The organism is Candidatus Binatia bacterium, assembly GCA_029248525.1.
Taxonomy (GTDB): Bacteria; Desulfobacterota; Binatia; order UBA12015; family UBA12015; genus UBA12015.
The window spans coordinates 156,226-182,562 of sequence record JAQWJE010000014.1 but is presented as its reverse complement, the minus strand read 5'-3'; the positions used below and the strand labels follow the sequence as shown (position 1 = coordinate 182,562).

21 protein-coding genes, 1 tRNA gene and 1 other RNA gene are annotated in these 26,337 nt (G+C 60.8%); 19 read left to right on the top strand and 4 right to left on the bottom strand.

What is annotated here, in order from left to right:
• The first annotated feature begins 13 nt into the window (after nt 1–13).
• From pnp to purF, 5 genes are read left to right on the top strand one after another with little or no spacing between them, the layout of a single operon-like run.
• A complete protein-coding gene (pnp, locus tag P8K07_04050) occupies nt 14–2,116 on the top strand; it encodes a polyribonucleotide nucleotidyltransferase (protein ID MDG1957693.1) in 2,103 nt (700 codons plus the stop codon).
• Complete coding sequence (locus P8K07_04045) at nt 2,113–3,387, top strand: pitrilysin family protein (GenBank protein ID MDG1957692.1); 1,275 nt, start codon at nt 2,113–2,115, stop codon at nt 3,385–3,387. The genes pnp and P8K07_04045 overlap by 4 nt, the downstream gene beginning before the upstream one ends.
• A gap of 12 nt (nt 3,388–3,399) precedes the next feature.
• Nucleotides 3,400–3,891 carry a dUTP diphosphatase gene (gene dut, locus P8K07_04040; protein MDG1957691.1) on the top strand — a complete coding sequence of 164 codons (492 nt, stop codon included), beginning with the start codon at nt 3,400–3,402 and terminating at the stop codon, nt 3,889–3,891.
• The gene (locus P8K07_04035) at nt 3,888–5,831 is read left to right on the top strand and encodes an AIR synthase related protein (protein MDG1957690.1); all 1,944 of its coding nucleotides are present in this window, start codon (nt 3,888–3,890) and stop codon (nt 5,829–5,831) included. The genes dut and P8K07_04035 overlap by 4 nt, the downstream gene beginning before the upstream one ends.
• 11 nt (nt 5,832–5,842) lie before the next feature.
• Nucleotides 5,843–7,285 (top strand): amidophosphoribosyltransferase, encoded by a 1,443-nt coding sequence (gene purF, locus P8K07_04030; GenBank protein MDG1957689.1) that lies wholly within the window; start codon nt 5,843–5,845, stop codon nt 7,283–7,285.
• A gap of 43 nt (nt 7,286–7,328) precedes the next feature.
• On the opposite strand, the gene P8K07_04025 is transcribed toward purF, so the two are convergent.
• Entirely contained in the window at nt 7,329–8,549 is a 1,221-nt protein-coding gene (locus tag P8K07_04025; protein ID MDG1957688.1) for a cytochrome P450, read from the bottom strand.
• Between the two features lie 48 nt (nt 8,550–8,597).
• Entirely contained in the window at nt 8,598–10,262 is a 1,665-nt protein-coding gene (gene nadB / locus P8K07_04020; protein ID MDG1957687.1) for an L-aspartate oxidase, read from the bottom strand.
• 122 nt (nt 10,263–10,384) lie between these two features.
• Between nadB and P8K07_04015 the strand changes: the two genes are divergently transcribed.
• From P8K07_04015 to P8K07_03975, 9 genes are all read left to right on the top strand, one after another.
• Nucleotides 10,385–11,143 (top strand): transglycosylase SLT domain-containing protein, encoded by a 759-nt coding sequence (locus P8K07_04015; GenBank protein ID MDG1957686.1) that lies wholly within the window; start codon nt 10,385–10,387, stop codon nt 11,141–11,143.
• Between the two features lie 9 nt (nt 11,144–11,152).
• The gene (gene pgsA / locus P8K07_04010) at nt 11,153–11,761 is read left to right on the top strand and encodes a CDP-diacylglycerol--glycerol-3-phosphate 3-phosphatidyltransferase (GenBank protein ID MDG1957685.1); all 609 of its coding nucleotides are present in this window, start codon (nt 11,153–11,155) and stop codon (nt 11,759–11,761) included.
• Nucleotides 11,762–11,833: 72 nt separating this feature from the next.
• An RNA gene (ffs, locus tag P8K07_04005) (signal recognition particle sRNA small type) lies at nt 11,834–11,932 on the top strand.
• Between the two features lie 93 nt (nt 11,933–12,025).
• Nucleotides 12,026–13,858, top strand: coding sequence for a DNA polymerase III subunit gamma/tau (dnaX, locus tag P8K07_04000; GenBank protein MDG1957684.1), 1,833 nt, complete (start codon nt 12,026–12,028; stop codon nt 13,856–13,858).
• A 6-nt stretch (nt 13,859–13,864) separates the two neighbouring features.
• Nucleotides 13,865–14,194, top strand: a complete 330-nt coding sequence (locus P8K07_03995) for a YbaB/EbfC family nucleoid-associated protein (protein ID MDG1957683.1) — start codon at nt 13,865–13,867, stop codon at nt 14,192–14,194.
• Nucleotides 14,195–14,210: 16 nt separating this feature from the next.
• A complete protein-coding gene (gene recR / locus P8K07_03990) occupies nt 14,211–14,816 on the top strand; it encodes a recombination mediator RecR (GenBank protein ID MDG1957682.1) in 606 nt (201 codons plus the stop codon).
• 76 nt (nt 14,817–14,892) lie between these two features.
• Nucleotides 14,893–15,852 (top strand): protein translocase subunit SecF, encoded by a 960-nt coding sequence (gene secF, locus P8K07_03985; GenBank protein ID MDG1957681.1) that lies wholly within the window; start codon nt 14,893–14,895, stop codon nt 15,850–15,852.
• 19 nt (nt 15,853–15,871) lie between these two features.
• Complete coding sequence (locus P8K07_03980) at nt 15,872–16,744, top strand: TIGR03619 family F420-dependent LLM class oxidoreductase (GenBank protein ID MDG1957680.1); 873 nt, start codon at nt 15,872–15,874, stop codon at nt 16,742–16,744.
• Nucleotides 16,745–16,760: 16 nt separating this feature from the next.
• The gene (locus P8K07_03975; GenBank protein MDG1957679.1) at nt 16,761–16,964 is read left to right on the top strand and encodes a hypothetical protein; all 204 of its coding nucleotides are present in this window, start codon (nt 16,761–16,763) and stop codon (nt 16,962–16,964) included.
• A gap of 94 nt (nt 16,965–17,058) precedes the next feature.
• Here P8K07_03975 and P8K07_03970 read toward each other — a convergent pair whose 3' ends face one another.
• On the bottom strand, nt 17,059–19,269 hold the full coding sequence (locus P8K07_03970; protein ID MDG1957678.1) for a hypothetical protein: 2,211 nt from the start codon (nt 19,267–19,269) through the stop codon (nt 17,059–17,061).
• Between the two features lie 130 nt (nt 19,270–19,399).
• On the opposite strand from P8K07_03970, the gene P8K07_03965 reads away from it, so the two are divergent.
• Both P8K07_03965 and P8K07_03960 read left to right on the top strand, forming a co-directional pair.
• Nucleotides 19,400–20,164: a glycosyltransferase family 2 protein gene (locus P8K07_03965; GenBank protein ID MDG1957677.1), complete on the top strand. Its 765-nt coding sequence runs from the start codon at nt 19,400–19,402 to the stop codon at nt 20,162–20,164.
• Entirely contained in the window at nt 20,151–21,884 is a 1,734-nt protein-coding gene (locus P8K07_03960; GenBank protein ID MDG1957676.1) for a hypothetical protein, read from the top strand. The genes P8K07_03965 and P8K07_03960 overlap by 14 nt, the downstream gene beginning before the upstream one ends.
• A 34-nt stretch (nt 21,885–21,918) precedes the next feature.
• Here P8K07_03960 and P8K07_03955 read toward each other — a convergent pair whose 3' ends face one another.
• Complete coding sequence (locus P8K07_03955) at nt 21,919–22,980, bottom strand: PHB depolymerase family esterase (protein ID MDG1957675.1); 1,062 nt, start codon at nt 22,978–22,980, stop codon at nt 21,919–21,921.
• Between P8K07_03955 and P8K07_03950 the strand changes: the two genes are divergently transcribed.
• The 3 genes from P8K07_03950 to P8K07_03940 all read left to right on the top strand — a co-directional run bounded on the left by P8K07_03950 (nt 22,979) and on the right by P8K07_03940 (nt 26,311).
• Nucleotides 22,979–24,202, top strand: coding sequence for an SMP-30/gluconolactonase/LRE family protein (locus P8K07_03950; GenBank protein MDG1957674.1), 1,224 nt, complete (start codon nt 22,979–22,981; stop codon nt 24,200–24,202). The genes P8K07_03955 and P8K07_03950 overlap by 2 nt on opposite strands.
• Nucleotides 24,203–24,314: 112 nt before the next feature.
• Nucleotides 24,315–24,388: transfer RNA gene (locus P8K07_03945), tRNA-Arg, on the top strand.
• Nucleotides 24,389–24,538: 150 nt separating this feature from the next.
• Nucleotides 24,539–26,311, top strand: coding sequence for a S8 family serine peptidase (locus tag P8K07_03940; GenBank protein ID MDG1957673.1), 1,773 nt, complete (start codon nt 24,539–24,541; stop codon nt 26,309–26,311).
• Nucleotides 26,312–26,337: the final 26 nt, after the last annotated feature.

Genomic DNA, 26,337 nt, shown 5'->3' with positions numbered 1-26,337 from the left:
ACGGGAGAGGACTATGCAAAAGAAGGTAGTTGAAGTTGAAGTAGGCGGTCGTACGCTTTCCATGGAAACCGGACGGATGGCCAAGCAGGCCGGCGGTGCGGTTATCGTGCGTTATGGCGACACCGTCCTTTTGGTCACGGCAACGGCACAGCCGAAGCCTCGTGAGGGTATGGATTTCATGCCGCTGACGGTCGAGTATCAGGAAAAGACCTACGCAGCGGGTAAAATCCCGGGAGGCTTTTTCAAGCGGGAAGGCCGTCCGACGGAAAAGGAAATCCTGACCTGTCGGGTCACGGATCGACCCATTCGTCCTCTGTTCCCGGATGGATGGCGTTGCGAGACGCAGGTCATCACGACGGTGCTCTCGGCGGAGAAGGATTGCGACCCGGATATTCTTTCGGTGTGCGGCGCCTCGGCGGCGCTCTCGATCTCGGATATTCCGTTTGACGGACCCATCGCAGCGGTCCGAGTCGGCCGTGTCGACGGCAAGTTGATCCTCAACCCTGGTGCCGACGATCTCGCCAATGGCGATATCAACCTCACCGTTGCGGGTAGCCGCGATGCGATCGTGATGGTCGAAGGCGGCGGCGACGTTGTCCCCGATGCCGAGATGCTGGAGGCGTTGTTCTTCGCGCACGACGGCTTGCAGCCGATTCTTGATCTTCAGGAAGAGCTGGTTGAGCTCGCGGGCAAGCCCAAGCGCCCGAAACCCGAAGTGCATGTCGACGAGGCTCTGGTCGCGCGAGTCGCGGAAGTTGGAACGCCGCTGATCCAGGGCGCCATGAACGAACCGGCCAAACTCGAGCGTTACGCAAAATTTGATGCAGCCAAGGCGCAAGTCAAAGAAGCATTGGCTGAGGAGTACCCTGATCGTGGTGGCGAGCTTTCGGATGCGTTCAGCACCTTGAAATACAACGCTGTCCGCTCGATGGTCGTGAAGGAAGGCAAGCGTCTCGATGGACGTGACCTGACGACGGTCCGACCGATTGCATGTGAGACGACGGTTCTTCCCCGTACACATGGCTCGGCGCTGTTTACGCGCGGCGAAACACAGGCGCTCGTGACGGCAACCCTCGGTACCTCCGGGGATACCCAGCGAATCGATGGGCTGCTTGGCGACGTCAAGAAGCGTTTCATGTTGCACTACAACTTCCCTCCCTTCAGTGTTGGCGAGGTCAAGTTCATGCGCGGTCCGAGTCGTCGGGATACCGGTCACGGAGCTCTCGCTGAGCGCGCTCTCACGCCGGTGCTTCCGACGGAAGAGGAGTTCCCGTATGTGGCGCGAATCGTGTCGGAGATTCTCGAGTCGAATGGCTCGTCTTCGATGGCAACGGTTTGTGGTGGTTCTCTCGCATTGAACGATGCGGGTGTGCCGACCAAAGCGCCGGTGGCTGGAATCGCGATGGGAATGATCAAGGAAGGCGATGATATCGCTGTTCTGAGTGATATCCTGGGCGACGAAGATCACCTTGGCGACATGGACTTCAAGGTTGCGGGTACCGCTGAGGGGATCACGGCCCTTCAGATGGATATCAAGATTGCCGGTGTGACTCAGGCCGTGATGCAGAAGGCGATTGAGCAGGCCCGCGACGGTCGGCTTCATATCCTTGGCGAGATGGCCAAGGAGCTGACAAGCGCACGGACGGAAATGTCGCCCTTCGCGCCTCGAATTGAGGCAGTGAAGATCCCGACGGACAAGATCCGCGATATCATCGGCCCAGGTGGCAAGGTGATCCGCGGTTTGGTCGAAGAGACCGGTTGTTCGATCGACGTGTCGGACGATGGCACCGTTCAGATCGCCTCGGCGGATGGTCCTGCTCTCCAGCATGCGATTCGTCGGGTCAAGGAAATCACCGCGGAGCCCGAGGTGGGCACGATTTATGAAGGCACGGTTCGTTCGATCAAGGACTTCGGTGCGTTCGTGGAAGTGCTGCCGGGTCGTGACGGTCTGCTCCATATCTCACAAATCTCGAATGAGCGTGTCGCCAAGGTGACCGATGTTCTGAGTGAGGGGGACGTTGTGCGGGTCAAGGTGCTCGAAGTGGACCGGAACGGCAAGATTCGTCTGTCGAAGAAGGAAGCAGACTTCGAGGATTCCGAGGAAAGCAGCGATTGAAAACCAGGGGTGAGGTGCAGGACACCGTTCTTCGGAACGGTGTCCGCGTCCTCTCCGAGGAAATTGATCAGTTCCGTTCGGCCACCGTCGGCATATGGGTGGAGAACGGTTCTCGATACGAGACTGCTCCAGAAAATGGTATTTCCCATTTCCTGGAGCATATTTTTTTCAAGGGTACCGAGAAGCGGAGCGCCCGAAAGATCGCCGAGGAGATCGAGGCTGTCGGAGGCGTGCTCAACGCATTCACCGGGCGGGAACTGACCTGCTATTACGCAAGAGTTCTCGGGACCGATCTCCCTCTCGCACTCGATGTTCTGGGCGATGTCTTTTGTCAGGCTGTTTTTCCTGCCGATGAGATCGAACGTGAGCGAACCGTGATCCTGTCGGAAATCGCCGAGAGCGAGGACTCCCCCGATCAGCAGGCCCAGCAGCTCTTTGATACGGCGCTATGGCCAGATCACGCCCTGTCGCGTCCGATCTGCGGCACACCGGACACGGTGACCGGGATGCATCGTGAGGACTTCATCCAATTTATCGGCGAACGGTATCGTGCCGATCGAATCGTCATTGCCGCAGCGGGTTGTGTGAATCACGAAGCTTTGGTGGCCTGGGCCTCGGAGGCTTTCGAGGATTTGTCCGGTGTGACGGAGCCGCCGGCTTTGACGGTGCCTGATACCGCGACGGGTCTGCACGTGCATCAACGAGATCTCGAGCAGGTTCAGATGTTGCTCGGCGTGCCCGGCCTTTCCAGCCTCGATGATCGACGTTTCGCCGCGTTCGTCCTCAATACCGCATTTGGCGAAGGAATGAGCTCGCGATTGTTCCAGGAAGTTCGCGAGAAGCGAGGCAAAGCCTACAGTATTTATTCGTTTCTCGATTCCACTCTGAATGCGGGCAGCGTCGGTGTGTACGCAGCCCTGGGAGCTGAATCGGTGGGGGAAGTTGTCGGGCTGGTGCGGGACGAAATGGTTTCTCTTCGGGAGAAGGGCTTGGATGCCGGAGAGTTCGCGCGGGCAAAAAGTCAGATCAAGGGCAGTATCCTGCTGAACCTGGAAAGTTGCGTCAGCCGAATGCGGCGAATCGCGGTCAACGAAATCCAATTGGGACGAAGCGTGCCAATTGATGAGATCAGCGAGCGCATTGATGCGGTCACTCAAGACGATATCCGCGAGCTCGCAGCCGAGCTCTTCGGAAAGCAGGATCTTCTTGTGTCCCTGCTGGGTAAGGTGCCGGCAGGCTCCGTGACTGACGCGTCGATGCGCCTGACCTAGTGAGGGATGGGGATGGCGGGCTCTCTGCGAACGGGTATCTGGCGCATCGGAAAGATTGAGGCGCCCTTGCCGGAATATATGACCTCCGGTGCCGCGGGCGTAGATCTTTGTGCGGCCATCGCCCAACCCCTCGAGATTTCGCCCCGAGAACGCGTTCTGGTTTCGACGGGACTCGGGGTAGCGGTGCCTCCGGGCTTCGAGGGACAGGTTCGCCCGCGGAGCGGTCTTGCGGTGCGCTCGGGGATTACCGTGCTCAATAGTCCCGGAACCATCGACAGCGATTATCGGGGCGAATTGCGCGTCGCGCTTGTCAATCTTGGTGGCGAGTCGGTGATGATCGAGCCTCTGGAGCGGATCGCACAGTTGGTGGTGACTCCCGTTGTGCAGGTCGTCTGGGACCTTTTGCGAACCGGGGCGGATGATCTTCCGATTGGAGAGACCACGGAACGGGGTGCGGGCGGCTTCGGTCATACCGGACGAAAGACGGATCGGATTCCGGATTGAGCTCGCTCGATATTGAGCCGGAGCGGGCGAACGACGGGGAGGCCCCGACCAAGGAACTTCTCTACCGAGACTGTCTGGTCGCCCGCGGTCGACGTCAGTGGATGGAGAATGCGAGTTGTGAGGCACGGGGTTCGTTCACGGAGAGCGGGTTTCGTCTTGATCAGGGTGGCCGTGTTCTGGTGGCGCAGGGGGCGTTGGTTCTGCCGGCAGAGGGTTCGGGGGTCGCCGCCTTGCTCGGCTCGTTAAGTCTGGAGCTGAGGGCGCGCGGCGCGGAGCCTGTCGCCCTGATGGATAGCGTTCAATTGGCGGCGGGGAGCGAGAATCAGACCGATTCTGGTCAGGCCGGAGCGTTGCGCGGGTCGATCGCCCGTCACGCCGAAGAGTTGGGCCTGGAGGTTTGCGGCGGGGAGTGTGGGCGCAGTCCCGCGCCACAAGATACGCTTGTTCTTGTCGTCGTGGGGGTTCTACCACGTGTCCCGAGGCGAGATCACGAGAGTCGAGGCCGAGTGGGTGATTCCGTTTTTCGAATTTCGCTGCCTGAGGTTTCGGCGGAATCCTATGCGGAGAGGATTCTCACGCTGGGACAGGCTCTTCGTAATGCCGTCGATCAGGAGATTCTTTCCTGGTTCGGTTCGTGCCGAAACGGAAGTTTGCTGGCCGCGGCAGATTGGTTGGAAACCACCGGTCTTGGATTGCGGCTTTTCGCTGGTCGGACCGATATTTCCTCCTTGTTGCGTGAGGCGCCCGGTGATTTTCTTGTGTCGGCCCGCGGGGAGACGAGTCTCGTCGAGGCCCTGCCGGGAGAGGTCACGGTGGGGGAGGTCGGAGCCATCAGCGGCGAACGTCTGCTGGACCTGCCCATGCCCGAGGGAGCGACCCTGCGACTGAGGCCCGAGGAGATCCGTCGCGACCAGAAACCTCCCGAGTTTGTATTGCCGCAGCACGGGCAGCCCCCGGTGGCGGAGATATTCGAAGATCAGGAGGCCGCACTCCTCGAGTTGATGACTGATTTCCGAGAAGTGTCACCCCGGGGAAGAGCTTCGCGAGGGAGCGCATCTGAGGGACTGCCCGATCTCGCCGGAGATGTCGCCGTGCTTCGTCTCGGCGCACGACGTGACCTCCTCGCACTGGCGGTTGGTTCGGCGCAGCCTTTCAGCTCCCTCGACCCCTATATCGGCGCGTGTCTCGCCGTTTGTCGGGTCACTCGCGGACTGGCAGCAGCGGGCGCTGAGCCTCTTGGGCTTTTGCTGACCCTTCCGGGGGAGAAGGAACCGGGTGCCGATCTCGTATACGAGGGGCTCCGACATGCCGCCGACGCGCTGGGCACCACAATAGAAATGGCCACGGCCGCAGGCGCTGGGGCGTCAGTGCCGGCGGTGGTGGCGCTCGGGCGGCCAACGGCAACCCATTTGGTCCCGTCGGGCTTCCGGCAGGATGGTCATCTCGCGGTCCTTTTGGGCCAGACCCGCGAGGAAATGGGGGGGAGCCTCCATGACGTCCATTTTCGAGGAGGCTCCCACGGTGTGCCGCCGTGGGTGGATCTCGGCTCGGAGCGTCGGCTTCAGGATATGGTCCGGAAATCGGGCGAAGCTGGTCTGCTGCAAAGTGCCCTCAGTTTAAATGCCGGGGGACTGATGAGGGGCGTTCTGCATGCCTGCGGTGTCGATGAGGCCACGGGGCCGCTTTTCGGACTCCGGGGCCAGGCTGAGGAGTCTCTGCGGCCGGAGGCATGGCTTTTCGGCGAAAGTCCCTCCCGAATTCTTGCGAGCGTAGCCTCCGAGGACCTCCCCTTGTTCAAGGAGAGAGCTCTCCGCGCGGAGGTTCCACTGCGTGTCATCGGAGAAATTGGCGGTGATCGACTCGAAATCGAAGGCCAATTGCGTCTCGCGCTGGAATCGTTGCGTCGGGCGTGGCATGGAAGCAGTGACGGAGCAGCCTGAAACGGAGAATCATGTTCGCATCGGATGAAGATCGCTTTCACGAAGAATGCGGCGTTGTAGGCGTTTTCGGTCATCCGGAGGCCGCAAACCTCGCCTATTTGGCCCTCTATGCCCTGCAACACCGGGGGCAGGAGTCGGCCGGAATCGTCTCGTCGCGCGGCGACGCTTTGATCTCGCATCGAGGTCTCGGCCTGGTCGCTGATATTTTCCACCCGGAGATGATTCGGCGCCTCGAGGGGACATCGGCGATTGGACACAATCGCTACGCCACCCATGGCGAAACTGTTCTTAAAAACGCCCAGCCGCTGGTGGTCGAGTATGCCGGAGGGCCACTCGCGGTGGCTCATAATGGAAATCTCGTCAACGCCGTCGAGCTGCGTGCGGAACTGGAGCGGCGCGGATCGATCTTTCAATCCAACTCCGACACGGAAGTCGTGATTCACCTGATCGCGCAGAGTGAAAAAGGACCTCTCCTCGATCGCGTGGTGGACGCTCTGAAACACGTCCGCGGCGCCTACTCGATCGTCTTTCTGGCGCGGGACCAGCTGATTGCGGTGCGAGACCCTTATGGGTTCCGGCCCCTGGTTCTCGGTCGGATCCGCGACAAGGGCACCTATGTTGTGGTCTCTGAAACTTGCGCGCTGGACTTGATCAACGCCGAGTATGTTCGCGAGGTCGAGCCAGGAGAGGTGATCGTGATCGACGATTCGGGGATGCGCTCGATGAAGCCGCTCGAAGTTGTCGAACCACGTCGCTGTGTTTTTGAATACGTCTACTTCGCACGCCCGGACAGTCAGGTTTTTGGTCGGACGGTCTATAATGTGCGACGCGAATTGGGGCGGCAACTCGCTCGTGAAAGTCTGGTCGACGCGGATGTCGTCACGCCAGTTCCTGACTCGGGGGTGCCTGCCGCGTTGGGCTACGCTCAGCAATCAGGGATTCCTTACGAACTGGGTTTGATTCGGAATCACTATGTGGGACGCACCTTTATCGAGCCGTCCGATTCCATCCGTCACTTCGGCGTCCGCGTGAAACTGAATGCGGTCTCCGAGGTTTTGCGCGGCAAGCGAGTCGTCGTAGTGGATGATTCTCTGGTGCGGGGAACGACGAGCAAGAAGATCGTGACCATGATGCGGAACGCGGGTGCAGCTGAGGTGCATATGCGGATCTGCTCTCCACCGACCATCCGACCTTGTTACTACGGGGTAGATACACCGACGACGTCGGAGCTCGTTGGTGCGTCGAAGTCGGTCGAGGAGATTCGCCAGGCAATCGGTGCGGACACGCTGTCCTATCTGTCGGACGAGGGTCTTTACGCCTTCGAAGATCAGCCCGAGAATAAATCGACATATTGCGATGCCTGCTTCACGAACCGTTACCCGGTTGCCGTTGACGAGTCCGCCGAGACTCGGCAACTTGGCCTCTTCGACGCCGCGGCAATTCGCACGCCTTGAGTTTTGTGTCTGCGTCCGGGTTCGAGTTGAGTGCCCGGGATCGCTAGCGCAGGCGCACGGGTAAATGCTCCAACCCGCGCAATACGAAAGTGCGGCGTCGCGTAGGCGCGCCGGCAAGCTGGAGGCCGGGGAAGCGTTGCAGAAGAGCCGGAATTGCGGCGCGCCCTTCGAGGCGGCTGAGTTGTGCACCCGGGCAGAAATGAGCGCCGAGTCCGAAGGCGATATGCGGGTTGGGTTCGCGCCGGATGTCGAAGGTGTCGGGGTCGCGGAAGATCGCTGTATCGCGGTTCGCTGCGCCGAGGCATCCGAGGACAAGGTCGCCCCGGGCGATCGACTTGCCGTGCCAGATAAAGTCCTTGGCTGCGGTGCGCGAGATGGCTTGAGGCGGCGTGTCGAAACGCAACATTTCCTCGATCGCGGCGGGCGCTCTGGAGTAGTCCTCCTCAAGCAGGGCTCGTTGCTCCGGATGCTCCAGCAGGGCCAGCATTCCATTTGAGATCAGATTCGCGGTTGTCTCATAGCCGCCGAAAACCAGAGCTGTCGCCATCGCAATGATCTCGATATCGTCCAGCGAATCCCCATCGTGCTCAACTTCGCAAAGCCGGGAGATCAGATCGGTTTCACAATGCGCTCGTCTCTCCGCGACCAGACCACCGATATAGCCACCGATTTCCCGAAGCTTCTCGCCGACTGTCTTGCTCGAGAAGAACTGATCCATTCCCCGAGCGATTTCATCGGCGACCGCTCGAAATTCGTTACGGTCCTTTTCCGGAATTCCGAAAAGCTCCGTGATGATGCCGATAGGCAAGGGGTAGGCCAGTTCCGTCACTAGGTCGACAGGGTTGTCGGTTTCCAGACGTTCGGCGGCGGTCGTCGTCGCGGTTTCTATGCGCTCGAGAAGAAGTTCGATGAGCTGCTCAATTTGCGGAGGCATCGCCCGCATGGCCGGCGTCAGCGCAGAGGTCATCATCGCCCGCATCGGCAGTTGTTCGGGCGGGTCGAGCGAGATGGTACGAATTTTTGTGCCCGGTTTCATCTCCACGCTGGTCGCCTGCTTGCGACTGACTTTGCCTCTGTCGGCACTCAGGCAGGCATCGTCCTGGAAAAAACGACGGGCGTCTTCGTGGCGGGTGACCAGCCAGGCTCGCAGCTTCGGGCTCCAGTGGATCGGATCTTCCGCGCGCAGCCGCTGGTAGATCGGATGCGGGTCCTGCAGGTTCTCGTCAGTGAAGGGGTCGAAGTAGAGCTCGTCGCTGGAAGTCACGCTCCTCCTGTATGCGGTACCGCGCTCGCGGTAAAGAGCCGACGTAGCTCAGGTGCTGGGTACAGGGCGATGGGTGGATGGACTCCGAACCAAAATCGAATCACGAGCCCAAACCGCGTCGTCGCGATGCGGGAAATCGGTGTTGAAGTGCAGGCCTCGACTTTCGCGACGCAGAGCCGCCGAGGCGATAATCAGGTCGGCCACCATGGCGAGATTACGGAGCTCGATGGATCCGGCGGTCGGGTGAAATGACCAATAATCCGAACGAATCTCTGCGAGGGCCAGGTCCATTCGCGCGCGGGCGCGCGCCAGACGGCGATTACTTCTGACGATTCCGACGTAGTTCCACATCAGACGCCGAATCTCGTCCCATGTCTGGCTGACCAGAACTTCTTCGTCGCGTGGGTGGGAGCCCCCGGGATTCCAGTCCGGAATCGGAAGATTTCGAGTCGGCGTCGCGGCGCTGGCCTCCGCGGCATCGGTTGCCGCGCGGTGGCCGAAGACGAGCCCCTCGAGGAGCGAGTTCGAAGCAAGCCGATTGGCACCATGAAGTCCCGTCATGGCAGCTTCGCCCGCGGCATAGAGTCCCTGCAAGGAGGTCGCGCCGACGTCGTTGGTCAGGATTCCGCCACAGGTATAATGGGCCGCGGGGACCACCGGTATCGGTTCGGTGGCCGGGTCGATGCCGAAAGAGCGGCAGCGGTTGACGATCGTCGGAAAGCGTTCGAGGAGGTAGGCTTCGGAACACGACGTGATGTCGAGGAAGACGTTGTCGAAGCCGTGCGCCTTCATTTCACTGTCGATCGCGCGTGCAACAATGTCGCGCGGCGCGAGTTCGCCCCGCTTGTCGTAGTCGGTCATGAAGGAGGAGCCATCCGGGCGGACCAACACACCGCCTTCACCTCGCACTGTTTCGCTGATGAGAAAGGACTTGGCTTGCGGATGAAAAAGGCAGGTCGGATGAAACTGGATGAACTCCATGTTCCCGATCGGCACGCCTGCTCGGTAGGCCATGGCGATGCCATCGCCTGTCGCGACGTCGGGGTTACTGGTGTAGAGATAGGCTTTGCCTGCGCCACCTGTCGCGATCAGTGTAGCGCCGGCCGTATAGGTATGAATCGATCCGGAGGAGGTATCGAGCACGTACGCGCCCAGACAGCGCTCCGGTCCCTCGATCTTGAATTTGCTCGACATAAGAAGGTCGATGGCGAGGGTCTGCTCGAAGATCTGGATTCTCGGATGAGCGAGGACGCGTTCGACAAGCGCACGCATCATTTCCTGACCGGTGGCGTCCACGGCGTGGAGGATGCGGCGTCGGGAGTGTCCGCCCTCCAGGCTCAGATCCACATCGAACTCGTTTTCGGCGTCAGGGCGAAGATCAAATCGAGTGCCGTAGGCGATCATTTCACGAACTCGATCCGGGCCCTCCCTGACGACGATATCGACGATATCGCCGTGGCAAAGTCCCGCACCCGCTCCGGCGGTATCTCGCGCATGCTCGTCGTAGGAGTCGTCAGGGCTCCAGACGGAAGCCACGCCTCCCTGAGCGTATTGCGAGGAACCTTCGGGCAGATTGGCCTTTGTGACGACAGCAACCTCACCGCGCTCCGCTGCGGTCAATGCGAAGCTCAATCCCGCGATCCCGCTGCCAATCACGAGAAAGTCAAAATCTCGCCGGGTTTCAGACCCGGGGCCTGATTGCTCCTCTCCCATGCCAAAAGCCTAGGTGCAGAAATAGCTGCTCGCAAGGACCGAATGTGGCGGACTCTATCCAGCCTTTGACAAAGCCTTCCGGAGGAGGTGGTGTCAGGGCTGTGTCTCGGCTCGGTAGAAATATGCTCCGCCTCGTTTTTTGCGGGGCGGTATGGGTAGGAGCGGCTCCATCGCTTGAGGCTCTGGCCGGCGAGATCTTTCGCTACCGCGATCCCAATGGCGTGCTCCATTTTTCGAATGCCCCCACCGACCATCGGTTCAATCGAGTCCGGCCGGGAGAGCGTCTTCCGGAAGATTCGGGGAACGACTCAGGCACCGACTTGGGGGTGACGGCCTCCCCGCCGCCCCGGAACGGTTCTTCTCCCGAGGCGAGGGCGAGGGTAAATGGTCCCAGCCGCGGGGACGTGGCGAAGCGCGGCAGGGTCCGTGCTGTGGCAGTGCCGCCTCCCACTCTCGTTCGCATGATTGAGGAAACTGCGATTCGTTACCGCATCGAAATGGCGCTCCTCACGGCAATCGTGCGAGCCGAGTCAGGGTACGATCCGCAGGCTGTCTCTCGCGCAGGAGCGAAAGGGCTGATGCAGTTGATGCCGGAGACCGCACGTTCGCTCGGCGTCCGGGACGTCTTTCATCCAAAGCAGAACCTGGAGGGTGGAGCGCTTTATTTCCGCCGCCTCCTGCATCGCTTCGGCGGGGACGCGACTCTGGCGTTGGCGGCGTTTAATGCCGGGCCGACCGCGGTCGAGAAGCACGGAGGGATTCCGCCTTTTCCGGAGACCCGCTCCTATGTCGAGCGGGTTGGCGCCTACCGGCAGGAATACCTGCGTTCGCGCGAAAAGCTTCCCCATATGGTAGAAAAGCGGAAGATTCCGGAATCCTGAAAGAGAACCATGTCCGACCCGACAAAAGACAGCTCAAGCCTGGCTAACGACTTGTGGAGCACGCCTAATTTGCTCTCTCTGGGCCGAGTTGCGTTCACCCCGCTGATGATCTGGTTGCTGACTTTTCCGGGCCCAACAGTGTCCGCGGTGGTGGCCATTCTCTTTTTTCTCGCTTGTCTGAGCGATTGGCTGGATGGGTATCTTGCGCGCCGAGACGGGATTATCACCAACCTCGGAAAATTTCTGGACCCGCTGGCAGACAAAATCCTGATTGTGAGCGGCTATATCATGTTGGCAGCGATGCCTCGGGACCTCGCGGTACCCGCGTGGATGGTGGCGGTCATCGCGTCACGCGAGGTTGCGGTGACCGGTTTGCGCGCAATCGCGCGCGAGGAAGGTGTCGTTCTCGAGGCGGAGTCTCTGGGCAAGGCCAAGACGGTCATGGAGGTCGTGGCGCTGTTCAGCTTGATGGTTCACTACACCTATGGTCCACTCGATTTTTTCGCTGCCGGGATGTGCTTTCTCTGGATCGCGATGATTTTGGCTGTTTGGTCCGGGGTCGCGTATCACGTACGTTTTTTCCGAAAATGGCAGGCTCTTCGTGATGCAGATGGTTGAGCGGTTGCGCGGCGGTTGGAGCGTCGGTAGTACGGTACTCATGGCCGATGCAAGGTCGGGCACGCCAGTGATAGCTAGGTCCTGCGCAAGAGAGGATCGCGAATTCCGCCAGGCCCGGAAGGGAGCAACGGTACCGATAATTTCTCTGTGCCGCGGGGGTGCCTAGCTATCACTGACGTTCTCGAAAGGTCCGCTGGAGGTTCCAAGCGAAGTCCGGGCAAGACCGGAAAGGCGGTTTCCTCCGCAGCAGAGCCCTATGAGGTTCTGGCCAGACGGTCTCGCCCCCAGCTCTTCGCCGAGGTGGTGGGGCAAGATCATGTGACCCAAACTCTGGCGAATGCCGTCGACGGAGGCCGGTTGGGCCACGCCTTTGTCTTCAGCGGAATGCGCGGTGTTGGCAAGACGACCACGGCCCGGATCCTCGCGAAGGCTTTGAATTGCGCCGAAGGGCCGACCTCGACACCCTGCAATATCTGCGAGCATTGCGTGGAGATCACCGAGGGGCGTTCGCTGGATGTCTTCGAGGTGGATGCAGCTTCGCAGACCGGCATCGATGCCACTCGCGAACTTCTGGAAACCGTCAAGTACCAGCCAGCCGCGGGGCGCTTCCGTGTCTATATCATTGACGAAGCGCATGGCTTGTCCCGACAGGCAGTGGACGCGTTCCTCAAGACCCTCGAGGAGCCACCGCCGCATGCCAAATTCATTCTGGCGACGACGGCACCGCAAAAGCTCACCTCCACGATCCTCTCGCGCTGTCAGCGTTACGATTTTCGCTCGGTTTCGGTTGTCGAGGTTATCGGTGCGTTGGCGGCAATGGTCGAAGGTGAAGGGAAGAGTGCGGATGAATCGGCTCTGGCGATCCTCGCCCGAGAGTCCGGGGGTAGCTTGCGCGATGCGACGTCTCTTCTGGAACAGGTTCTGGCCTATGGCGCCGGTCATATCGATCCCTCGATGGTTCATGCCGCCCTCGGAATCCCGGATCGGGAAGCGTTGCGAGCGGTGGTGGCCGCCCTGCAGTCGCGTGATGCGGCGACGGTCCTTGGGGTGGTGGATGATCTGGTCGGTCAAGGCGCGGATCTGGCGCGGTTCGCTCTCGACTTGCTCGAGGAGCTTCGCCATCTGACCGTGCTCAAAGTTGCCTCGGCGGCGACTCTTGTGGACCTCAGTCCGCCGGAAATCGCGGCACTGGAGGAGATGGCGAGGGAAATCCCGGCGGACGATCTCCAGCGGTGGTTCCGCATCTTGCTGCGTGGGCAGGAGGAATTGGGTCGAACAGCTGCGCCCCGACTGGTTCTTGAGATGGCGCTTGTGGAGATGGCGACTCTGGCCGAGATGGTTCCGGTCGATGAGCTTGTCGCACGGCTTGAAAAACTTGCCTCTGGTGGCGGTGGCCAAATTGGTGGGAGCGGTCAGGCTGGCGGACGCGCTAAAGCGAGCGCGGGCGGTCGCGGTGCTGTCGCCGGCGACGGCCGGGCCGATGCGGACCGGCCGTCGAATCGTTCTGCTGGAACGAGGACCGCATCTCCGACGGGTTCCGGTGGAACAGCCGCGAGGACCGAGCCTGCGCAGAGCGGCAAACCCACGGGCAGTGGCAATGGCGCCACGGTAGCCAAAGCGCCGCCGCCGTCTGCCGGAACGCCGCCTCAGACGGGCGCGGCTTCGCGGGCGTCTCAGGCGCCGAACGCGCGAGCTTCGGGTTCGCCTCCGGAGGCAGCAAAGGCTTCGCCCGAGCAACCTCGCTGGAAGGGTGTGGTGGATTCGCTCCAGAAGGAAAAGGCTTCGCGCTTTTTCCGGCTATCCTACAGCCGCCTTCTTGAGGTGGCCGAGGGTGAATTGAAAGTCGGAGTTACCGGACAGGATGCGGTGACGGCACTGACCAACCCGGAAGTCCGCGCCGATATCGAGAAGGCGATTGCCAACGCTTTCGGGAAGTCTCTCCGATTTTCGCCGGTCGTCCTTGAAGAATCGGGGGCAGTGCCGCGTGTGGCCGATCTGGAAAAGGAAGCTCGGCAAGATCCGGTCGTGAAGTTGGGACTGGAATTGCTGGACGGAAAAATCGAGGCTGTATTGCCTCGAGAGAAACGCGGGGAGTAGGGAGCGATGGCCAAACCTTTTGATCTGGGCGGGATGGGAAATATTCTCGAGCAGGCGCGGACCATGCAGGATCGCTTGCAGGCAATGCAGGAAGAGGTGGGTGCGCGCACGGTTGAGGGTACCGCAGGCGGTGGCATGGTGCGGGTAGAGGTTTCCGGAAAGTTGGAGATCCGCAGGATCACGATCGAAGATAGCGTATACGCGGACGACGATCGCGAGATGCTGCAGGATCTTGTAGCTGCGGGCGTGAACGATGCGATTCGCAAGGCCCAGAAGATGATGGCCGACGAAATGACGCAACTGACTGGCGGAATTTCACTGCCGGGGTTCGGTTGAGCAGGAATCGGGTTCGATGTCGTCTGCGCTAACCCCCTCGATGCAGAGGCTGGTCGAAGAGCTCAAGAAGCTTCCCGGCGTCGGTGAAAAGACGGCGACGCGTCTCGCTTTTTTTACCCTTCGTGAGGAGCATGGGTTTGCGGCGAGTTTGGCAGCGGCCTTGCTCGACGTGAAGGAACAAAGTCGCTTTTGCTCGATGTGCTTCGGTTTGACCGAGACCGACCCGTGCGGCGTTTGCGCGGACCCGCGGAGGGATAAGCATGAGGTTTGCGTGGTTGAGGAGCCGGCCGATATGATGGCGTTCGAGAGAGCCCGGGAATATCGAGGCCTCTATCACGTTCTGGGGGGAGCCCTTTCTCCCCTCGAAGGCGTTGGGCCGGAGCATCTGCGCTGTGCGGAGCTGATCGAGCGAGCCCGCTCCGGCGAAATCCGGGAGGTCATCGTCGCCACAAATCCGAGCGCGGAAGGGGAAGCGACGGCCTTGTGGATCTCCCGACAGCTCAAATCCGAGGCCGATATTCGGGTCACGCGTATTGCCATGGGGCTGCCCATGGGAGGCGATGTCGAGTACAGCGACGCCATGACGCTGTCCCGCTCGCTTTCGGGTCGACGCGATATGTAGGCCTCCGGTTGAGCGCGGGGCTCCGTGTTGCTAGTAAAAGCACGGGTTTTCAGTAGAATTCGGAGTCGAGGTGGATATGGACAAAGGTGCAAAGGTCGCGGGGCGAAAAGCCTCTGCTGATCTCAATTTTCGTAGCCTCCTCCCGGAAGGCCTGGCGATCGATTTCGTCGGCCGCCGCAAGTTCTTTTTGATCATTTCGACGATTCTCAACGTTCTGGCCATCGTCCTCTTTTTCGCTCGCCCTCTGAACTACGGCGTCGATTTTACGGGTGGAACTTCGATGCGAGTCCGCTTTGCAGCGCCTACGGATGCCAATGCGGTCCGGGCTGAACTGGTGCCTCTCGATCTGCGCGATTTGACGGTGCAGGACTTCGGTGTCCAGGGAAGCGAATTCCTCCTGCGCTTTGAAATCACTGAAGGCGAGGAAATGAACTCCATCTCGCGCACGCTCAAGCAGCTATTCGCCGCGACCGGTGGGGAGGGAGGCGTCGAGATTCTCAGCGTCGAGAGTGTCGGTCCCAAAGTCGGGGCAGATCTGCGGCGCCAGGGCTTCATGGCAATTCTCTTCGCGACCGTTTTCATGGGGCTCTATATTACTGCCCGTTTCGAAACGAGTTTCGGCTTGGGGGCGGTCATCGCCTTGATCCACGACGTGCTGATTACCACCGGGGCATTGATGTTGACCCAATATACATTTGATTTGACGACTTTGGCCGGCTTGCTGACGGTGATTGGCTTCTCGGTGCACGACACGATTATCGTGTCCGACCGCGTTCGCGAGAACCTGAAGCGAAACCCCAAGGGCAAACTTGGAGATATCATCAATCGCAGTATCAATGACACTCTGTCGCGAACGCTGCTGACGACAGGAACGGCACTTTTTGTGCTTTTCGCCTTGTTCTTCCTCGGCGGCAAGGGGCTGGAACCATTCGCCTTCACGTTGGTGATCGGTTTCATCACGGGCACATATTCTTCGATCTATATCGCGGCACCGGTGGTGCTCTTCTGGTCCGATCGATCCAAGCTGGGCAACTAGAGCCCGATAGGACAGAACCATGAGATTTTCCTACGCAGAGTCGATGGGTGATCCCACCCATTATTTGCCGTTGGCGCAGGCCGCAGAAGCCTGCGGTTGGGACACGGCCGTGGTTCCGGACAGCATTTGCTACCCGCAATTCTCGGATAGTAAATATCCCTATACAGATGATGGCGATCGTAGTTTTCTCGATGGCAAGCCTTTCATCGAGCCGTTTTCTCTCATCCCGGCAATGGCGGCCGTCACCACTCGACTGCGTTTCGCGACCTTCGTGGTGAAACTGCCGATTCGCGAACCGGTACTGGTGGCCAAGCAAGCGACGTCGGTTGCTGTCCTCTCCGGAAACAGGCTCGCACTCGGGGTTGGTCTCAGTCCCTGGCCGGAAGATTTCGATATCTGCAACCAGTCCTGGAAACGACGCGGCAAGCGGATGAACGAGATGATCGAGATCATCCGCGGCCTGGAGGCGGGCGAGTACTTTTCCTACAAGGGCGAGTTCTACGACCTCCAGAGTGCGAAGATATGCCCGGGCGTGACCCAGCCAATTCCTATTTTAATCGGCGGCCACTCCGAGCCGGCCCTGAAGAGAGCCGCGCGTCTGGGAGATGGTTGGATGCATGCGGGTGGCGATCCCGCCGAGTTGGATACCTATCTGGCGCGGTTACACGAGCTTCGTGTCGAGGCGGGTCGAGAGAAGGAACCCTTCGAGGTCCATGCGATCTCGATGGACGGATATTCCGTCGATGGTTTGAAGCGACTCGAGGACCGCGGCATTACCGATGTGATCATCGGTTTCCGTGACTTCTATCGTGGGGGCGACGTTTCCTACGAGGAGAAGCTGCAGCCGATCGAGCAATACGCCAACGATATTATCGCAAAGTTTCGCGGTTGAGATCTGGAGGAATTCGATGAGTGCCAAACCCATAGAGGTCGCCGAAAAGGTTCTTTCCATTGTTCGCCAAGCTCAGGAGGTTCTCGCGACCGTAGAGAATCCCGCGATCCGCATGGATCCCGCCTGGGAGGAAGTGATCCACACAATCGACCGAGCCGAGCGCGCCGGGCAGGCGCTGGTCGAGTATGGAAATATTCGGCCCGAACGACTCGAAGGCTGACAACGGCTCGCCCAGTCGGGGCTCGGCACGATGCCGCCTTGCCAACTGCCTCAACTGCCTCGAATTCCCACTGGGCCCCTTTTGGCCCGAATGTTTACGGCGTGACCTGAACCCTTCGAGTTGCTGCGGCCACTGGCAGGGCAACCGGTTTGCCCTCGAGGATCTGGCTGGGCTGCAGAGAGAACGAATAGGAACCGGATCCTTTCGGGTAGCGCAGCAACACCGGAAACCTGACGCTCTCTCCGTTGGGCAAGTCGCGTGGTAGCGGCACCAATTGCGCAGGCTGAGCCTTCGCTCCCTCATCGAGCGGCTTCCACCTGATCGCCAGAACGACGGATTTTTCAGCCGGGAAGGGCGTCGGCCGTTGCAGGACGCCCTCCTGAAAGCGGCCTCTTGGTCGGGTGGTACCGAAGTCGAGCATCCAGGAGCGCCGGGGTTGGAGCGATCCTGGCCACGGTGTCTCGCCCGTATTGGTGAGTGTCACATCTAACGGGAGATACTGGTTGGCGCGGCCTGCGCTGGGGCTTGCCTGCACGTTCAGTTCGCCCGATGTCGATGCCGCCGTCAATGGAACCGCCGGGTACCCGAGAGCTGTCTGGTTGCGGCCCGTTCCCGCGGCTATGGCCTGGCGCCAATCCGAGGAAGAAGGGGCTCGGAGGTGAGCCAATGTCCATCCGCCGAGATCGGATATCTCCTCGACCTCGGGGGATTTCCGGAGAAGGTCGATGACGCTGGCGCGCTTGGTGGGATATCCCTGCCACTCGGCTTCTGGTCGCAGGAGGATCCATTCCAGACCTGTTGCTCGCTGCAGGTCGGCGAGGGCGAGGCCGGAAGGCAGCCGTCCGATTGCGTCGAGCAGAAATGCGCGATGCGGAGGGTGATAGCCCGTATAGCCATCGACGAGGGGAATCCGATGGATTGTTTGCCCGAGCATGGCATCGGGCGCGACCGGAGTTCCCTTTGCCCTTCCATTTGGGTTCGGTCGTCGCAGCGGCAGTTCAAGGAGGGGACCGGAGGTAACCCGTGCGGATGAGCCCGGAGCTGGTTGCAGGGCAGCCTGCAGGGCGAGGTAGGCAGGGCGGTCACTGCCGAAGGCAAGCGGACGGCTGAAATTGCCGTCGACCAGAGCTGTTCCGCGCACCAACAGAAGCAGGATCGCGACAAGGCCGCAGGCTGATGTCTGAAGACCTCGGAGTGGCAGACTGCGGAATGGCAGACTGCGCAGCCCGGTCAAAGCAAGCGATAGAAGTATGGCGCGACCCACATCGGCCACAATTTGTTGCCGGTCGGGGTAGGCGAGAAAAGAGAGAGGGGACCCTGCCAGAACGGATTCCAGCGCTTTGGGGTAGCCGGGGCTCAGCAGGGCTCCCAGCAGCCACATACTGACGCCGAAGGCTACGCCGACCCGCACGCCTCGTTGCGCGACGGCCGCAAGAAGCGCGCCGAGGAAGACCACAGGCAAAGCGAAATTGATGGCCGAGACCGGATCTACCCGGCTGATACCGAGCAGTGCCGAGCCGTAGTTGGCGAGGTTTGCGTCGGCGATGGCGAGGGGCCGAAGCTCGTCAGTGGCTCGCGCCAGCCAGGGTCGCAGCGTGATCGCCGCGATGCCACCGGCGATTCCGGCTGCCAGCAAAGCGTAGACCGTCGCACGGCCGCGCGAGGCGGTCGGCCGACACCATGCTGCCGCAAGGGCGATCGCCCCGGTCACAGCGGCAAAGAAGGCTCCATAGAGTGCACTCAGGCAGGCCAGCAGGAACGCGGCAGTCGCTGCCAACGTCCGTCGAAGGTCCGGTCGGTCAAAGAGGCTCAAGACGGCCAATGCGACCAGCGGCAGAAGAAAATTGGCGTTCTGGAGAATGTGGATATTGAAAGGTACCCGACGCGAGGCGAGGGCGAAAAAGAGGCCCGCTGTGATGGCGGGAAGCGGATCGCTGCCCAGTCGTCGGGCGAGACGTTCCATGCAGAATGCAGCCAGCGGATAGGTCAGCCACGCAGTCAGGTTCGCCGCGAGTACCGGATTTCCGGTCCAGACATGGATCGGACCGAAAACGGTCTGCGCACTATAGAACCAATCGGAACTGGTGAGCTGGGCTGGGGCAGGAAAGTTGATTGGCCCCTCGGCGATCATGTCGGGGGCGTGGAGGAGAGAGTACCAGACCCAGTCCAGAATCCAGACGATCAGACGTGCATCGTTCCGGTTGGGGTTGTCGGCCAGATGATCGGTCAGGAGCGGGAGAATCGGTAGCGAGAGGAGCAGAAACGCGATCGTCCAGAACAGGTATGATGCGCGCGCGGTCTTCAAGGTCTACCGGATATCGCAATCTTCGCTCGCGTAAAAGCGTTGCTTGTGCTGCGCCCTCGATCAGGATTTAAGGAGGCTGCGAGGCGGGCGCCTGACGGGTTCTCTGCTGCAGCAGTAAGGAGATGCGCTAATTTTCAAGGATCAGAGAGTCGTCGTCGTCATGCCTGCCTATAATGCGGAGGCAACCTTGCAGAAGACCTACGATGAGGTGATGGCTCAGGGAGTCGTGGACCTCGTGATTGTGGTGGACGACTGCAGCAGCGATCAGACCGTGGCGCTGGCGGCGACGCTGCCCAACACTCTGGTGCATCGCCACGATGGGAATCGAGGCTATGGCGGCAATCAGAAGAGTTGCTACCGATTGGCGCTCGAGCAGGGCGGCGATATCGTCATTATGGTCCACCCGGACTATCAATATACGCCCAAGTTGATTCCGGCGATGAGCGGATTGATCGGCAATGGTCTCTACCCTTGCGTGCTCGGTTCCCGGATTTTGGGCGGCCATGCTTTGCGCGGGGGCATGCCCTGGTGGCGGTTTGTCGCCAATCGCTTCTTGACTCTGTTCGCAAATATTTTGATGGGAGCGCAACTTTCCGAATACCATACCGGCTATCGAGCGTTCTCTGCGGAGCTGCTGCGCCGGCTGCCTCTGGATTCGAATTCGGACGATTTCGTATTTGATAATCAGATGCTGGCCCAGATTTTATGGCTCGACGAGGCGATCGGTGAGGTGAGTTGCCCCACGCGTTACGCAACCGATGCCAGCTCGATTAATTTTGTCCGCAGCGTCCAATATGGATTTGGTTGCCTCGGAACAGCCCTGAAATTCCGATTGGCCCGATGGGGGTTGATGTCCTCGGAGCCTTTTTCGGGTTCGGCTCGTGGCGTCTCCTGATCGGGGGTACAGACTTTCGGAGGCGGATCGCCTGCGGGGTTTTGAGATATTTGCGGTCTTTGCTGCCTATGGCCTGCTCGCCGCTTGGCTGACCTGGCCCTTGGTCACACAGCTCGCGGCGGGTTTGCCGCTGAGCGGAAAAGCGTGTCGTTTCGATAGCCAGCTCGTAGGCTGGGCACTGGCCCACCAATCTGATGCCCTGCTTTTTTCGCCGGGACGATGGCTGGATGGAGGCGCCTTTTACCCGGCGGCTCGGACGATCCTTCTGGGAGAGGCCGCCTTCGGCGCGTTGCCGCTTTTCCTGCCGGTTTTTGCCTTGTCGGGAAACCCGACACTGGCACTGAATCTGGTGTTTTTCTTCGGACTGGTCGCAACCGCCGGCAGTGTACATTTGGTGGTTCGTCGGCTGACGGGCCGTCACGCCGCGGGCCTTGCGGGGGTTGTGATGTTGCTCAGTTCCCGCTGGCTATGGTGGCAATGGGCACCGTGCGCACCGAACTACGCAATGCTCTTTTATTTGCCCTGGATTTTCCTTTTCCTTGTTGCCGGAGTGTCGAGCAATCGCCGGTTGTTGGTGCTGGCCTTCTTGTTGACTCTGCAGGGCTTGGCGACTGTGTACCTGGCCGTTGCTACCTACCTCGTGGTGGGAGCGGTCTGCCTGCTGCGATTGCTTTCGCCGCAGCGCCGAGCCGAGGGATGGCGGGTGTTGGGGGCCATGGCTTTGGCGGCCGTACCGCTCGTCCTCGCCTTTGCCCCCTATTTACTGACTCGCGTAGAAAACCCTGATCTGGCGTCCCAGAGCGTATGGCGCGGTGTCATGCAGCTCACGCGTCTCCCGTGGGGGCCGCTCGATGCCCGGATGCCGACCGGAGTCGGATTGTCCGCATTGCTTCTGCTCGGGATATGCTTGCTCCCGGGTGTCCGCCGCAATGCCCCACGGCTCGAGGCTGCAGGGATTCGCATGGCTCTTTTCTGGGTATGCGTCGGAGTTTTGGTTTCCTTCACGCCTGTGGCGCGGTTGGAGAGCGGGATGATCCGCCTCCCGCATGCGTGGCTGGGGCAATGGCTCGGCGTCTACGACGTCGTGCGCGAACCACACCGACTCGCAATTGTCGCCTTGATCGGGCTGTCGGTAGGTTGTGGCGTGGCGGTATCGGGCGCGCTCCGACGAATGGGTGCGGGTGCTGTCGTTGGTTGGGTTGTGGTCGTGCTGGGGGCGGGCCTGGTTTATTACGAAAGTGCGGTGGGGGTCGGACCCGACCGCTATGCGAGGCCCCGCGTCGTACCACCTCGATACCCTCTGCTGCAGCCTCCGGCACCTGACGATATCGTGGCGGCGGCGTTGGCCGAGGGCTCGGGCCCGGTTCTGGAACTTCCCGCCCTGTTGAATCGGCGCGGTGTTCTCGATCCGGTAGGGCAGGTCAATGCCATGTATCGCTCGATCTACCATCGTCGCCCGGTCCTCAACGGTTACAACGGTTATTGGCCAGCGGGATTTGCCGAGCGGCTGGCCGACGCGCAGGCTCTGCCGGACCTGGCCGCTCTGCGGCGGTTACAGGAGAGTACCGATTTGACGACGATTGTCGTGCTTCTGTTCAAGCTGAACGGTCCGCCCCGCAAGAAATGGGTCGACGCGAGCAAGGTGCCGCATGAATTTGGCATGCGCCTGGAGCAGAAACTCCCTGGCGTCCTGATCTTCTCGGTTCGGCCCGACCTCTGACCGACCTCTGACCCTTGGCCTGAACCGCTGATCTCTAGTCGACCATCGGATGCGCTGCGAAGAAGTCGTACATATCGTTGTTGGCATCGATCGGGCCCAGTCCCCCGGTTGCGCAGAATCCGGGCAGGACGATGTCCTGCGTGTCGCTCGGCCAGCAATGCTCCATCCCGACAATGGTACAGTGCTCGACCTCAGCTCCATCGGTGCACGAGAGCCAACGCTCGCAATAATCCCCGTCGCGCGCCGCGCGAACCGGCTCCGGGTCGCAGCCGTTGCGGGCAGCCCAAATCTGGGCGCTCTGGGTGGAGCCGTCGTAGCTCACCAAGGGGTCTTCGGTGCCGTTGAAGGCGAGCAGCGGCACCGGGCGGCCAGGTTCGCAGTTCGGTACCGGATACCCAAGTGCCGAGACCGGAGCGACGGCGGCAAAAAGGTCACTGGCGTTACACGCCAATCGCTCGGACATATAACCTCCGTTGGACATCCCGGTCGAATAGATGCGACGCCGGTCGACGCAGAATTGGCTGGCGATATCGTCCACGATGGCCCGGGCGAAGCCCACGTCATCTTCGCTATGCGGGGGATTGCCGAATTGACTGCAGCAACCACCGCCGTTGAACGCGTTCCCGATGCCCATGGGGAACGCCAGAATATAGCCACGTTCTTCTGCGATGGCCGTCCCGGTATAGGCCTCTTGCTGGCTGGACGTTGAGGTGAGGCCGTGCCAGTTGAGGGTGAGTGGCGTTGGTGCGGCGCTATCGTAGCCGGTCGGTAGGAAGAGGCGGTAGGAGCGGTCCAGGCCGTCGAATTCGATGTCGACGACTGTGGTCTGTCCTGTCTCGTAGTCTACCGGTGTGCAACCCTCGGCGTTGAAAGCCTGTGGTGCCGCCGGGTCCGGCGGCGCCGCAGAACTGCCCGAGCAAGCGGCCAACCCGAGCAGTATCATGCAGGCAGATGTGGCGCGCAGGAAGGCCTGCGGGAGGGGGCGAAGAGCAGCGCACGTGGGCATCAATTCTATCATCGCACCACGGTGCAAGGTTTTCGTATCGGAGGCAAGCGTTCGGCGATCCGTGCCTCGGGTGATAGCGTCAATGCCCATGAGCGAGCGTCTTTCGAATCGCAGGTTCTTTGCCCTTTGGGTGGTTCTTGCCCCGTTTCTTCTGGCTAATGGGTGCACCAATGCTGCCACCAGGACGGTCGGTGGCACGTCTGCCGCTTCCCCGGCATCCTCCGCGTCGGCTGCGGGGGAAGCGGCAGAGGCAACGGACTCCTGTGTGGTGGCTGACGGCATCACCTCGTATTGCGGTTTCACCAATCCCGAAGATCTGGTCGCGGCACCGGGCGGTCAGGAATTATTCGTGAGCGAGATGGGCAATTTCCTCAAAGGGACGCCCGGCAGTTTGGCGATTTTTGAGATCGAAGGCGCTTCGCGACGCGAATTACCGATTGACTGGAACGGCAACGGCGAGAATTGGGCCGATCGCAAATGTCCGGCACCCGATCCCGGCTTGTTCAGCCCGCACGGCATCGATCTGCGCAGCCGCGAGGACGGGCGTCGCGGTTTCTATGTCGTGAACCACGGGGGACGGGAGTCGGTGGAGTTCTTTGAGTTGGTGGGCAAACCTGGCGAATGGTCGATCTCCTGGCGTGGTTGTGTCGCGCCGGCGGGCGACCCGCTCCTCAATGACGTAGCGGCCTTGCCGGACGGAAAGATTGCCGTCACTCATATGTGGGACAAGGATACCTGGACGATCGTCACGGCGGGCAAGCTTTTACTCGGGGTCCATACGGGTTGGGTCTGGATCTGGTCCCCGGCGACCGGATTTTCGCGTCTGCCGGAGTCGGAGGCTGTGATGCCCAACGGGATTGCTTCGTCTCGCGACGGCAAGACACTGTATATCAATAATTATATGGAGAACCGTTCTGTTCGTCGCGACGCCACGACCGGTGCCTATCTCGGGGAGGTGGCGGTCGAGCAGCCGGATAATGTGACCGTGGATGATGCGGGGCGGATCTGGATTGTCGGCCATCATCATTTCATCGGTAATACGAGTTGTCTCGACGCGGAGGGGCCATGCCCGCTTGCCTATTCTGTGGTCCGCGCGGATGCCGAAACCATGGAGGGCGGGGCCGTGTTCGCGCATGAAGGCCCGCCGATGGGCTTTGCAACAGTCGCTCTGCCTGTGGGCGAGAAGCTCTATCTGGGCACCGCCAAAGGAGACCGGATGGTGTCGATCCCACTGGCCTCGGTGACCGGTCCGATCCCGGCGGCGGCCTCGTCCTCAGCCACTTCCTCAGCCTCAAGGGAGGCCGCTGACTGACCCGAACCTGATGCCGGCCTGCGCCGACCCTGACTTCTGCGGGTCCGGGCGATGGCCGTTGATGCAGGCGACCGCCGCCTGCGTTAGGAAAGACACTTCCAGCCAATCCAAAGCCCCCGTAGCTCAGGTGGATAGAGCGCCAGATTCCTAATCTGTAGGTCGCGTGTTCGAGTCACGCCGGGGGCAGTTGGATTGGTTCTGCAGTCGCGAGCTTTTCGCGGCTGTGCCTTGTGGATGTGGTTCTGTCCCATTTTCAACGTGCCGGCCGCGCAAAAACGAGAATCGGACAAACGCAGGATTGACCGATAGGGCGCCGGCTAGGAAAAGATTTCTTTCGTGTTGCGTAGTGGCCTGCGCCCGAGGCAACCTGACGACCATGGCATCAACCTTTACTCGATGCCGGAGATCGGATTGACCGAATCAATGAGCGGGGCTTCTTGGGGGAACGATCGCATTCGCATGACGAGGGTGAAATTGCTGCTTCTGTTGTTGGGCGCTGGAGCTCTCGCCATCGCAGAGGGGGTCTGGGCGTTTTCGAGTGATGCGGAGCAGCGGATTCGAGCGTCGGGAATTGTCTCGGAGGGAGTCATCGATGGGCTCCGTTCGAAGGGCTTCGTCCGGGTCATGATTGCTTTTCGGGCCCCCGGGGAAAAGCAGACGCAGGCGAGAGGAAAGATGCTCAGCCGGAATCGGTCCCTGATCGCCAGTACTGGCGAGTCCATTCTCGGTCGTCTCAAACCGGGCCAATTCGAATTACGGCACCGCTTTGAGACAATCGGTGCGTTGGCCGGGCGGGTCACGGCCAATGGAGTTCTGGAACTGGTCAATCACCCCGAGGTTCTGCGTGTGGACATCGATGCTCCGGGCCGCGGAAATTTGACCGAGGCTCTGCCCCTGACAAAGATGGACAGCCTTCGCCTGAACGACGGGCTGACAGGTGCAGGGATCAGCGTTGCGGTCCTCGACAGCGGCTACGACTCGGACCATCCCGACTTGGCTGGCGATCTCGCGGGTGAGGCCTGCTTCTGCAGCGGTGGCGGGGGTTGCTGTCCGGGCGGAGGAACGGCAGAGAGCGGAACTGGCGCGGCCGAGGATGACCACGGCCATGGCACCAATGTGACGGGGGTGATTACCTCCGGTGCCGCAGCAAACGGATTCGCGGGCACCGAGGCCCCGACAGGGGGTGCGCCGGCCGCAAAAATCATCGCCATCAAGGTTCTCGACGATAATAACTCTTTCTGCTGCGCATCGGATGTGATCGCCGGGCTTGAGTACCTGATCAACAACCATCCCGAGGTGCGCGTCGTGAATATGAGCCTGGGCACCGAGGCTCGATTCCCCGGTAATTGTGACAGCGCGACCAGCTATACCATGGGCTTTGCTGCGGCCATCGATACCCTTCGGGCGAACGGAGTGATGACTTTTGTCTCGACCGGCAACAACGGCTCGGGAGTCGATATGCAGGTCCCTGCCTGTGTCGGGAATGCCATCTCGGTTGGAGCCGTGTGGGATGCGGCGGAAGGTTCGCCCAGTGTATTGGGCTGCTCGGAGTCGGGAACGACTGCGGACCAAGTCACGTGCTTCAGCAATAGCAGCTCCACCACGGACCTCTTCGCGCCGGGGGCCTGGATGACATCTACCGGGATGGGAGGTGGTGCTTCCACCTACGCCGGGACCTCGCAGGCTGCCCCGATCGCTGCGTCTTGCGCCGCTCTGCTGATCGAAGACGATCCGTCGCGCACCCCCGAGTCGATCGAGAATGCACTCAAGAGCTCCTCGGTGCTGGTTACCGATGCAAGCAATGGGTTGTCCTTCCCTCGACTCGATTGCGAGGAAGCTCTCGTTGATCTGCAGTTGTGCGGGAATGAGTCGGTCGATGCAGGTGAGCAATGCGACGAGGGCTCGAAGAACGGCAAAGCGACGTCGTGCTGTGGGGCGGACTGTCAGTTCAAACCAAACGGGCCGGCGAGCTGCGATGGCACACTTTGTACCCGCTCTGACATCTGCACGGATGGGATATGCACCCCGGGGGCCTGTGCCAGTGGCGAAAGTTGCTCGATCTGCGGTGGCCTGTGCTCGTCTCAAGGCGCCTGCAGCTGCATCTACTGAATCCGGGAAGCGGCGCAACGGGGGTG